Annotated in this window: 10 protein-coding genes and 1 other RNA gene; 6 read left to right on the top strand and 5 right to left on the bottom strand. The window is 40.3% G+C overall.

Translation table 11 applies throughout. The annotated features are described in order from the left end of the window. Positions 1 to 20: 20 nt before the first annotated feature. The 5 genes from rplT to smpB all read right to left on the bottom strand — a co-directional run bounded on the left by rplT (position 21) and on the right by smpB (position 2,072). Positions 21 to 362, bottom strand: coding sequence for a 50S ribosomal protein L20 (rplT, locus tag WCV88_02900; GenBank protein MFA6475131.1), 342 nt, complete (start codon positions 360 to 362; stop codon positions 21 to 23). 21 nt (positions 363 to 383) lie between these two features. Beyond that, positions 384 to 584, bottom strand: a complete 201-nt coding sequence (locus WCV88_02905) for a hypothetical protein (protein MFA6475132.1) — start codon at positions 582 to 584, stop codon at positions 384 to 386. A gap of 31 nt (positions 585 to 615) precedes the next feature. Continuing rightward, positions 616 to 1,128: a translation initiation factor IF-3 gene (gene infC / locus WCV88_02910; protein MFA6475133.1), complete on the bottom strand. Its 513-nt coding sequence runs from the start codon at positions 1,126 to 1,128 to the stop codon at positions 616 to 618. A 29-nt stretch (positions 1,129 to 1,157) separates the two neighbouring features. After that, positions 1,158 to 1,529, bottom strand: a transfer-messenger RNA (tmRNA) gene (gene ssrA, locus WCV88_02915). A 96-nt stretch (positions 1,530 to 1,625) separates the two neighbouring features. Beyond that, positions 1,626 to 2,072: an SsrA-binding protein SmpB gene (gene smpB, locus WCV88_02920; GenBank protein ID MFA6475134.1), complete on the bottom strand. Its 447-nt coding sequence runs from the start codon at positions 2,070 to 2,072 to the stop codon at positions 1,626 to 1,628. Positions 2,073 to 2,102: 30 nt separating this feature from the next. Here smpB and argS point away from each other — a divergent pair, with 30 nt between their 5' ends. The 6 genes from argS to WCV88_02950 all read left to right on the top strand — a co-directional run. Then, positions 2,103 to 3,713 carry an arginine--tRNA ligase gene (argS, locus tag WCV88_02925; protein MFA6475135.1) on the top strand — a complete coding sequence of 537 codons (1,611 nt, stop codon included), beginning with the start codon at positions 2,103 to 2,105 and terminating at the stop codon, positions 3,711 to 3,713. Positions 3,714 to 3,730: 17 nt separating this feature from the next. Beyond that, complete coding sequence (locus WCV88_02930) at positions 3,731 to 4,870, top strand: glycosyltransferase family 1 protein (protein ID MFA6475136.1); 1,140 nt, start codon at positions 3,731 to 3,733, stop codon at positions 4,868 to 4,870. 39 nt (positions 4,871 to 4,909) lie between these two features. Continuing rightward, on the top strand, positions 4,910 to 5,200 hold the full coding sequence (locus WCV88_02935) for a hypothetical protein (protein MFA6475137.1): 291 nt from the start codon (positions 4,910 to 4,912) through the stop codon (positions 5,198 to 5,200). A gap of 5 nt (positions 5,201 to 5,205) precedes the next feature. After that, positions 5,206 to 8,094 (top strand): hypothetical protein, encoded by a 2,889-nt coding sequence (locus WCV88_02940; protein ID MFA6475138.1) that lies wholly within the window; start codon positions 5,206 to 5,208, stop codon positions 8,092 to 8,094. Between the two features lie 3 nt (positions 8,095 to 8,097). Continuing rightward, entirely contained in the window at positions 8,098 to 10,425 is a 2,328-nt protein-coding gene (locus WCV88_02945) for a hypothetical protein (GenBank protein ID MFA6475139.1), read from the top strand. 73 nt (positions 10,426 to 10,498) lie between these two features. Further along, positions 10,499 to 12,376: choice-of-anchor Q domain-containing protein (locus WCV88_02950; GenBank protein MFA6475140.1), on the top strand; the 1,878-nt coding region annotated here is incomplete at its 3' end.

Here is a 12,376-nt window from a genome sequence, read left to right on the forward strand (position 1 = left end):
GTGGAGAAACTTTTTTAGAGTCAGAGTGATTGCACTAACTTCTCAAATACGGCCGGGAAGCGCTTGGCTAATTCACTCATACTTTTACGATCTAACTCAATTTTTTGTTCGCGTAATTTAGCGCGGAGTCGGCTATAGGTGATACCGAGTGGACGACTACCGGCATTAATACTCACGGCCCAATTGGCTTTCATTAAACGTTTTTTCTGACGGCGTCCACGATAGGCATTAACACCAGCTCGAGTAACAGCGGTTTTAGCTAAACGAATGCGGTTTTTTCGACCCCATTTAAAACCCTTAGCTCTTTTTAATAGATTGTGGCGGCGTTTGACATGAGCAACACCTCTTTTTACGCGTGGCATATTGATTCAAATATAAATTAATTATTGAGTGAGAGACCGGCGAATAGTGCGGTGGAACACCTTGGAGATTTCAAAATCACGACGTTTATTGCGGGTGGTTTTGCCACTTTCGCGTGAATTAAAGTGATCTTGCCCCGGGGTGCGTAAAATCAGGCGTTTCTTTTTACCCCCACTGACTTTGATCCGTTTGCTGATACTTTTGATGGTCTTAAGTTTCTTCATACATTAACTAAATTATAAACGTGTGATTCAATTATTTCTTCGGCATGAGGATAGCAGATACTTTACCACCTTGCAAGCTGACATTACTTTCTATTGTGGCGACATCGAGTAAATGGTTCATGAATTTGAGAATAACATCTTTACCGATATCAGGATGAGCTTTCTGCCGACCGCGCAAGAGCAACTCAATTTGGACTTTATTGCCTTCAGCCAGAAACTTTTTGGCTTGATTCACTCGCACCGAGACGTCATGTTCGCCAATGGTAGTCGATAAACGAATACCTTTCACCTCAGTTTTCTTCTGTTTAACCCGTTGTTTACGTTCTTTCTTGTTGGCCTCGTAACGTAATTGTCCATAATTGACTATCTTACAGACAGGTGGATTAGCCACTGGAGAGACTTCAACTAAATCTAGTTCTCGTTCATGAGCTAAACGGATCGCTTCAGCTGCACTCATAACACCAAGGACGGTACCGGCTTGATCAATGACGCGGACTTGTGGTGCGCGGATTTGTTCATTGATACGAAATTCTTTTTTTGAAATACAGGTTTTTTGTTACTAATTAGTTTGGCTTGTGGAGATGGCGGGAATTACACCCGCGTCTAATCTTACCGCGATACATCGTCTACTAGCCTAGCACAATGGTTTGGTTTAGAGTGGCAGTTCAGCACCGTGCACAACCCTGCTGCTCGATCTGATCTTTAGTACGGCCGGCACCGGTCAGCCGGTGCGGCTATGCCTCATGAGTTTGCATCCGTTCAGCCCTATGAGGTATCAAACTGGCGGACGGCTACTGTTTTTAGGCAATAGCAGGAGCAAAAGCAGGCATGAAAGCCGCTTTTACTTTTTGTATGAAGTTTGCACTTATACGATGGATGTATTAGATGACATCCGACATCACTAGCTAATGTACGTTGGTAAAATTATCGAATATAAGCATCCCCTCCTACGCTCTACGCTGCGCTCCGAGCTTCGGAGGGCAGGCCCTCCTACTAAACCTGGCGGTTTAGTTTAAGTGTTTAGAGAGTGAGAGTGAAGGCTTATATCTTTTGTCGAAGAGCACGGGCGATTTGGCGATTAACGTCTCGTTTTTTGATGTCAGCGCGCTTGTCGTACTTCTTTTTTCCGCGGGCTAAAACCATTTTTAATTTTACGAGATGCCTCGTAGTATACAAACTTTCCGGCAGCAATGTCAAGCCTGGCTTGGCCACTTGGCCAATTAAAGACTTCATTTGGTGACGATGCAGCAATACTTGGCGTGACCGCATCGGATCGTAACCACGTTGGTTAAGAATCTGGTAAGGGCTAATCAGAGCCTTTTTTAGCCAAAAGCCGCCGTTTTCATAAGCAATGTAAGCACCTTGTAGTTTGACATGACCCAATTTACAGCTTTTTACCTCAGCGCCAGTTAATACTAAACCAACCTCGTAATCTTCCAAAACGTTGAAATTTGATCGTAAATGTGCTGTGCTAGCAAGAGTTGGCATAGGTCTACATAATAGGCTATACTAGGCGGAATGAAAAGCGTGATTATAGATAAGATGCAAAAGGCGATTGCTACTTTGGGGGTAAACGATTTTGTAATTGAAGTAGTGTATCCCACCCATGCGAGCCAGGGTGATTACTCGAGCAACGTGGCGATGAAATTAGCCAAGGTGTTAAAGCGTAGCCCAATGGAAATCGGCCAGGAATTATGTGACGTCATTGATCGTGACGGGATTGATAAAATCGAAGTCGTCCAGCCCGGTTTTATAAACTTTTTTGTAAATAATACTTTTCTAGCTGGAGGATTGCGGTTAATTTTGGAACAAGGTGAAAAATTCGGCACCAACACTAGTGGTGTGGTAAACGGCCATCCGAAAAAAATCATGGTGGAGTTTTTATCGGCGAACCCAACCGGCCCAATTCATCTCGGTAATGGTCGCGCTGGTTTTACTGGTGATGCCTTAGTGCAGGTGTTGCGCGCTTGCAGTTATGATGTCACCTCTGAATACTACATCAATGATTTCGGTAAACAACTCGATAACTTAGCTGAATCAGTTTTACGCCGGTATATGCAACTGCAGGGTTTGAACGTTGATTATCCAGATGAACTCTATAAAGGTGAATATGTTAAAGAGTTAGCGGGGCGAATAAAATTGACCAACAAACCAATGGCGGAAATGCGCCAAGAAGTAAGAGAATGGGCACTGGCCGAAATGGTTAAGCAAATAAAAACTTTTGTCACCGATAAATTACACATTCATTATGATGTCTGGAAATCAGAACGGAGTTTATATGATGATAAAAAAATAGCCGCCGCTAAACAATTATTAGACCAATTGGGAATCTTGTATGTGTCTGATGGCGCCACCTTTATTGCTACGACTAAATTTGGGGATGATAAAGATCGAGTAATATTTAAAGCCAATGGTGAGACCACTTACTTTTTTTCTGATATTTTATATTTAATCGACAAATTCAAAGACCGGCAATTTGAACAGGCCATTTGGTATTTAGGCGCTGATCATCATGGCTATGAAGGTCGCATTCAGGCCGTGCTGGCCGCGTTGGGTTACGCCGGCAAATTGGATGTTATTTTTGTGCAGCTGGTGCGCTTAATGTTTAATGGTAAAGAAATGCGCATGTCCAAACGGCAAGGTACATTTGTTACTTTAGAAGAATTAGTTGAGGAGATCGGTCTAGATGTAACACGTTGGTTTTTCTTAATGTACGATTCCAACACGCATATGGATTTTGATTTAAACTTAGCGCGGGAACGCTCCGATAATAACCCCGTGTTTTATGTGCAATATGCGCATGCTCGGTTGTGTAGTTTATTAGCCAAGGCTGGTCAGCATCAGCCCGCACCTATTACCTTAACCAGTGCTGCCGAAGAAACTTTAACCAAATTGTTATTTCAATGGCCGGAACTAGTTGAAGATATTAGCCACACCTATTATATACATAAATTACCCCAGTACGCCTTAGAATTGGCCCGGGCTTTTCATAGATTTTACAGTGTTGGTCGCGTGATTGAAGAAGACGGTACGGTTAATCTGAGCCGTTATCAGTTGGCTCAAGCCACTAAAATTATTTTAAATAATGCTTTAAAATTAATGGGTATTACCGCGCCGGAACACATGTAAAATAATATTAGGGGGATATGAGAATTGGGATTGATTGTCGGACAATATTAAATCCGGGAATTGGCGAACAAGCCGGCGTTGGTCACTATACTTATTATTTAGTGAAGTACTTGTTGAAATTGGATAAAACCAATCAGTATGTGTTGTTTTATGATCACCGCTCAACTTCTGTGTTGGAGTTTAAACGTAAAAATGTTCAACTCATACAATTTCCATTGTCTGAATATAAAAAATATCTCCCTTTAGCCTATTCTCATGTGTTAGTAACACGCATTATTAATCAAGCTAAATTAGATGTCTTTCATTCACCGGCCAATGTTTTGCCATTACAATACAATAAACCGGCGGTTGTGACGGTGCATGATTTAGCCATTTACCAACATCCCGAATGGTTTCCTGACAAACAAGATTTTTCGGTAAAAGTTTTGGTGCCGCGCAGTTTACGTAAAGCCAAACAGATTATTGCTGTGTCGCAATCCACCGCGCATGATGTTATTAAACAATTCCAGATTTCTCAGGAAAAAATTATAGTCGTTCCAGAAGGGTATGAAACAGTAAAGTCACCTAGCAAATTAACCATCCATGCGGTGCGTAAATCTTTTCATTTAAAAGAAAAATACTTTTTTTATGTTGGCACACTCGAACCACGGAAAAATATCGCCGGTATGATTCAAGCCTTCGATGCCTTAGTGCGGCGTAAACCAAAACGTTATAAAGATGTGCAATTAGTGTTAGCCGGTGGCAAGGGCCATCAGTTTACAGATACTTATGCCGCCATTCAAGCGGTGCGGGCGGGGAGCGTGCGGTATATCGGATACATCTCAGCCCAAGATAAAAGAGCCTTATTACATGGTGCGATTACTTTCGTGTTTCCATCTTTATATGAAGGCTTTGGTTTACCGGTAGTGGAAGCCATGGCATCTGGTACTCCAGTAATTACTTCAAAGGTTTCATCATTACCGGAAGTGGCTGGTCGAGCCGCTGTGTTGATAGATCCAAGTTCGTCATTAGCTATACAAAATGCTCTAGATAAAGTAATGTCTAAAGCCACCAGAACGCGCTTAATAAAAAAAGGCAAAATCCAAGCTAAGCAATTTAGCTGGGAAAAGTGCGCTCAGCAGACATTAGAGGTGTATAAAAAAATAAAATCCGGTTGACAAAACCGGTTTTTTTGTGTTAAAATAGTTCCATTACATATGAATGAATTGTTAGATCAATTATTAAATGAAGCTCACCCTGGTGCAACATTACCACCAGTATTGCGTGAGAAAATGATCATGGATTTGACCATTCAATTGGAGCAGCGTTTATTTGAACGGCTGGAGCCTTTTTTAGTAGAAGAACAAGTGATTCAGTTACAGCAAGCTTTAACGCCACCAGAAAATACCGGAAAAGTGGCCGCCATTTTGCAAACTGTGCCAAATTACGAAGAGATTATGTTGCAGGTGTACCAACAATTCAGAGAAGATTATCTTAACATCAAATAAGTTTTATGATTGAGCGGCAACAATTTAGACAAAAAATTCATGAAACTGTCATTCCAGTAACACCAACTATCTTAGATAATGAGTATAAAACATCTTTACAGGAATTATATAGAGAAACCGACGTTGATGTTGATAAATTTGTCACGCGGTTTGAAACCGAAGGATTAGATGATGCTGCTGTTAAAAAAATAGTTAATCAAGTTAAACAACATTTATCTGTTAGTGCTCATGCTACAGTGATTGAAACAAAGGCGGTTGAACGTCATAAAATGCCTATCGGTTTAGATACCGATTTAACCGATCAAGTAATAGATAAACAAACTGAGTTATTTAGAAAAGATAACTATGTTAGTGAGTTAATTACTGCAGCCATGGAGGTGGCTATTATGTGCCGCAGATTGCAACGGTATACCGAAGTAGGTGATACCGGCGATACAGAAAAGAAGTTTTCAGCAATATTAGATGGCTTTCAGCGTGGATCAATTTCATATAATCAGTTAAAGAGCCATGAACATTTTACAACGGGTTTAGATAGAATTATTGGCCAAATTGATTTAGAAGTAGGAAAAAAATTCACTGTCTGGGGTGTTGGAGAAATTGATATTGATACCCCTGAAACTAAACAAGCCATTGAACATCATTTAAAGTTTGTTTTACAAACTGAACTTGCTCAATTAGCTGAAGTAAAAAACTTAGGCGTGTTAAGTTCGGCGCCATATGATATCACTAAACCAAAATCAGCTTTTACGAAGTTTGTTCAAGGTGCCAAAACTATTATTACCTCTGGTTCATTTTGGGGTGTAACTACCACGGCTGGTGCCCATTTTGCCATGGGTAGTGAAGCTAGCGCTGTGGGAGTAATTGCGGCGACCGCAGTCGGGGCAGGAGTAATTGGAGCCGCGGCTGGAAATTATTGGGAAAAATGGAATCAAGCCGATCGCTTAAAGTTGCGTAAATTTGAAGCCGCCGTTGGATTAATTGAACATCCCGCAGCTAAATCAGCGGAAATGTTGGAAGGGGCTTTAGTACCGGTGATAACTGCCTTACAAGCTGATCCAAGTGAAGCAAATATTATTGATGCCTACACGGTTGTAGCCGATATTCAGGAGCGTCTCCATAGTAGTAAAAAAGACAAACAGGATTATATCTCATTTGGAAAAGACAATCGTTTTAAAGCACAAACTGACTTGCTCGATAACCTAGAAAAAGCCTTGGCAGCGATAGAATTAGCCCTAGATGGATTAACTGAAAGTGAACGTAAAAGAGTGCAGTCTAAATTAAACCAAGTGCATGAGCAGACAGGTACGGCTTTAAAGAAACAATTAGATAGAAAAATTACTGCTGATCAAAAAGCCCGCCGTACTAGATCAACCGTGATTGGAGGCCTAAGTGGTATTGCTGGATCAGTTGTTACGCACCTAATGTATGGTTACGCCGGTAGTACTGAACACATTAACGCGTTAACCGGTAGTATTTTAGGTGGTGCCGGAGTAGAAGTTGGTTTATCGGCCGGTACTGCCTTTGATGACATGAATGCGAAAATAGGTTTATTAAAAAAAGCCGGGTCGGTTGGACCAACTGAAACAACAGTAGCAGAAACTGAATTACCTGATATTAACGAACAAGTCGAACAAACCAAAGCGCAGGAATTACGAGGTACAATTGCTTCACGTAAAGTAGAGGCAAGAGTATTGATGAATAATACAATCAAACACGTTGATAGAATATTGGCAGCAACACCAGATTTGAAAAAAATCGGTGAAGCCATTACCAATAAAACACCAGTGACTGATGATATGGTTCTGAAAGTTATGTCTAAACTTGATAAAGTCACAGAAGTTTTTTCACTTTTGAAAAATATTGATGAAAAGCAATTGGTTGATGCCGATTTTCAATATGAGGATGTCGATCGAGATACAAATAGAGGGAGTTTTAATACTTGGTCGAAGGTCAATAAATGGCTGTTTCATTTACCGGATACACTTTCAAATGGTATACAAACCGCTCTAGCTACATTACCTGACCAAATTGTTCAAGCTAGAACTGACAAAAACAAGTTAGAAGCATTAAAAGCCAAATTAGCACCCTTTGCTGCAGCTGCTGATTATATGTCGGATGAGGCTAAAAATGATTATGAACTTGCTGTTCAAGCGATAGATATCGCCTTAGAAACAGTCGAGTTTGTAGAAACACATCGAGATATATTTGAAAGAATTCCAAGAATTATTCCTGATACGATCAATAACAATGGTACTATTAATCCTGACTTCATTGCTGAAGTAAAGAAAATAAAAGATGATTTAGTTATTTTAAGACAAGCTGTTGTTACTTATCAATCAACCCATGCTGGCGCTTTACAAGAGTTTACTTGGTTAGTGCGGTTACCAGATAAGTTAATCATTGGCGTTAGTGATGCATTGGTGCAGCTAAAAAGAGAGGCTGACGCAGAACGTAAAAAAACCACTGCCGCTTCAGCTCGTAAGGCGCAACTCGATAGATTACGGGACAACGTTTTTGACTTGTCGGTGGTAAGCTTGGAGCCTATTGTTGAACATGACTTTGCAAATGCAATAGAGCTGCGCTGTAAAATAATTGTTAGTGAAATTAATCGTGCTGTTATGGTAATTAATTTTTGGGAAAAATTTGGTGACAAAGATGAAGTAAAAGAAGCTATTATGGCAGGATTTAAGAAAGCAGGTTGTTTTGATGATGCAGATCCATCATTACCAAAATCTGGAAAAGAAAAGTACTTTCAAGCACTACTAGCCGGTGGCACATTACAAGACATGGGTTTTGTTGAAGGAAAAGTTAAAAAGACTGTTAATACAGTACGTATCACAGAAGTGCTGGATAGATTATTTAAAGATGAATCTGATATTTTTAAAAAACCATAATTTATGCCAGAAAAATTTGAACCAAGTATTAAAAACAATATCCCAAATGGTGAAAGAAGACAAAAGCGTGGGGATAAACAGAGTCGGCGCGAGATAAACCCTAAATTCGAAAAAGCTAAGCAGGATATTTACGCTGTGACTTTCGATATGGCTACCGAGCGGCCGGCCGCTGAGGGTGATGCCATGGTTGAATTAAAAGAGGAGGAACTAAGCTATTATCAATTTTCTCGATTAGTATCTGAGGAGATATTGGGGTTTAAGTATTCTGATACTAAACGTCGTTTTAGAAATGGTCGTTTAGAACGGCAACGTCCTAGTGAAATTAAAGACGAACAAACTTTGGCAGCTCATGCCGAAGCGAGGGATATTATCGCCGATTTGGTTGATACACGGGTTGAAGCAGATAAAGAACGTTTAGTAGCTATATATCAAGAGGTGAATCCGAGCGAAGGTAGTTCTTTGGCTGAGCAAATGGATGGCAATATGGATGGTGCAGCCGCGGCGCTGGAAGACATGCGTTTCTTTGCGTTGCAAGATGCCGTTGATTGGTTTGGAGCCAGAGTCAATCAAGTGGAAACATTGATGAGCAACCTAACTATTCGTACCCCTAGAGGTGGCTCAGTTAAACAGCGCATCGAAGCCCTGCAAACTAATTCTGAATTCAATCAGCAAATTACTGAATTAAAAGCCGATATAGAATTATTTAATAATTGTCTGGATTTAGAACCTTACGGTCAAGATGACAAAGCCATCGATAGGAAAAAAGCGCGTCTTAAACGGCAAGTTGATCGTGCCAAACGCCTCTTACAACGTTTTGAAAAACAACAAGCCGATTTGAAAAAATTAATTAATCAGAATGATAAGTTTAGTGTACTAGAATACGAAGTGCCAAAAAAAATTGCGGCTATAGCCTTGGATACTAGAGCCGGAACTATTACAGACACTTTTTTACGGGAATGTGAAGGACGGTTAGATGGATTTAATCCGGATGAAGAAAAAGCCTTTTGGAGTGCCATGGTTGAGTTGTTTGATCAAATTGCACCACGTGAAGACAATAAAGATACTAAAAAACGAGCAGATTTATTACGTACTGGATTGCATTTATTTAATCATACTAAGGAAGCGGATAATTTAAATGAACCTGGAGATATTACTTTAATCGACGAAGGAACGGTACCTCAGAATGTTGGACAATTAATTGAGCGTTGCAAAGTTGATGCAAAAACCTTGGTAGAGGTGCGTGAGGCTATGCGTATAACCTTTGCCATCATGGGACGTCAATTTGAACGTTCGGCTAGAACTTGTTTAGTAGGGTTTGCCAACGCGGATAAAGTAGGTATGGTTGAGCAACTTAATAAAATCTTGAAAGACACTCAAAGTAAGGCTTTAGTTGCATTGACAAAAGATCCATCTTTTAAGGCCTTAATGGGTGACAGACAAGCCAAAGACTTAAAATGGAAAAAAGCAGACGATCAAGTATTGATTACACAAATTCGTGAGCGCATGCACGGTTTAATCGGGATCGGTACAATGGATAAAATTGACTTAACTAAACTGACAGAATTAATGACACCAGCTGAACCAGTTGATGCAGCAGCTCAATCAGTTGAAGGAATTGCTCCAAGTGTACCAGTTACAGAAATTGCGGCGATCACTCTGGAACAAGTTGCAGAGATCGAAAAAATATTTTTTTCAATTGGTCAAAGCACATCAGCTAAATTTCGTGAAGTAGTACGCAATGGAACTAGTTTATTGATAGAAGGTAATAGCGAACCTGATACCTGGAATACTATGAAAGTTCGTTTAGAAAATATTGCCGTGGTTTGTCGCGCAATGCGTGCTAGCTATGAGCAAGACTGGTTTATAAAATGTGGTCTGATGGATGACGACAATAAGTTAATTTATCAGGCTATGGCCAATATGCAGGAAACTACTAATTTGATAGAAGCTTTAGCCCTGGATGAAAATAAAAAAGCCGTTAATAGTTTATTTGACTACTTAAAGGAAAAAAACAAAACGGAATCTGGTGATCATAAAAATAATGTATTTGATGAACTAGATAGATTTAAGATATCTAAACAAGATTTAGTTGCCATGTTACTTATAGTTATTCCTAATTTCAAAGAACTAGCTGTGGTTAAACCATTCGAGGCATTGTTAAATCTTAAAGATTATTTATACACCAGCGGTACAGAAAAAGTTGGCAGACAGGCTTTAGTTGATGCCGGTTTGGTTACAATTAAAAAGGATAGCAATAATGATGATATTGTAATATTTGAAGCAGAGAAGATTCGTGCCATCATGGCAAGTGAAAAGCCCGCGGCTGTCTAGGGGCTTGACAAAATGACTCATTTCGTGATTATATGAGGGCTAAATTTTAGTATATAAGCCATTAATATTGAATATGAATCACATAAAATTCATCTCGTTGTTTACCCTGGTATTTGGTGCAAGTATAGTATTAGCGGCACCGGTGCAGGCGGAAACGTATACTGTAACCAGAACAGACGACCCCACACCAGGTACGTGTGATATTGGAGATTGTTCACTACGAGAAGCGGTGATGGACGCTAATGACAATGTTGGCGCCGATATTATTGTATTAGGTAGTGATACATATACTTTAAGTATTCCACAAGGTGTCGGCAGTGATGAAGATTTATCAGAGATTGGGGATTTAGACATAACCGATCCCAATGGAGTAACTATTCAGGGTAATGGTATTAATAATACAACCATAACAACAGATGCAGCATTTGATAGTCGTGTGTTTGAGGTGATCGATAATGCAACTATTACTGGTGTAACCATTTCTGGTGGCAAGTTTGTAAAAACTACCTCAGACCAAGGTGGTGGTGTTTATGTATGGAATGGCACGGTGTCTTTTTCAGATTGTAAAATCAGTGACAATTCAATTGTAGTAGATGCTAATGCTGTTCCCTACACTGCTTCTGGTGGAGGTATTTCTATTATTGGTGCAGCAACTAATGTTTCCATGACAAACTGTATAATTTCTGGTAATAGCGTAACTCGTACTGGCACCGGTACAACCGGTGGAGCTAAAGGTGGCGGTTTATATTTTGGTGGAGCAAATCTAACATTGAATGCAGTAACCATTGATAATAACATTGTAAGTAGTGCCAGTCAGAGGGCAGTTGGAGGCGGCATGACTTTAGCTAGCACAGGCACAGTAACGGCTACTAATGTTACAGTTAGTGGTAATTCAGTTACATCCAGCACCGGCGATAGCTATGGTGGTGGCATTTTCATGTCTGGTGGTAGCATAGCAAATGTAGCTTTTGCATCTATTAGCAACAATACAGTTACAAGTAGTGCATCGAGTGGTGGCGGGGTGTTAGTAGACAGTTCAGGTTTAACTATAAAGAATTCTTTAGTGGTGAATAATTCTGCCACAGCAAATGCAAATTGTCTTGTTCTTGGCCCAGGAATTATTGCGTCGGGTGGTTATAATATTGATAATGGTACCAGTTGTTTACCTTACTTTACAGATCTTACCGATAAAACTAGTACTGATCCCTTACTTAGTGCTTTAGCGGATAATGGTGGGTCTATACAAACTCATGCCCTTAGTGATTTATCACCAGCTGTAAATATTATCCCGTCGGCTAATTGTACAGATAATACTTCTACCTTAGTTACAACTGATGCTCGTGGTATAAGTCGACCTCAAGGTTCAAACTGTGATAGTGGTGCTTATGAATTAGTCGATATTATTGCTCCAGTTATTACTGTGCTCGGGTCTAATCCAGTCACAGTTGATTATAATGCTTCTTACACTGATGCTGGTGCTACGGCGACAGATAATTTTGATGGTACGGTGTCAGTAATTCCTACCGGAAGTATTTCTACCACAACACCCGGTACTCAAACTATCACTTATACGGCAACTGATTCTTCTGGTAATACCAGTACGGCTACTCGAACAGTGACTGTGTCAGCTGCTCCTGTTACTCCCACTCCAGAACCGACTCCTACACACACGCCAACTCCAGAACCTACACCGACACCTACACCGACACCAGAACCGACTCCAACTCCAACTCCCGAACCTACACCAGAAACTTCAGTTGTAAAGGACACGGCCAGCAGTGTATCAACTGCCACTAATGGAAGTATCATTGTAACCTACACTGACGGCTCAACTATTACTTTTCAGGTGTTTTCTGAACCGGGTACACCACTTGCGGCATTAGTTAGTAATGGTCAGTATGTTATTGTCTTAAACAGTAAAGGTACCACTGTAAAACTAGTGAGTGTAACG

It is taken from the genome of Patescibacteria group bacterium (assembly GCA_041665365.1).
GTDB lineage: Bacteria > Patescibacteriota > Patescibacteriia > UBA9570 > UBA9570 > UBA9570.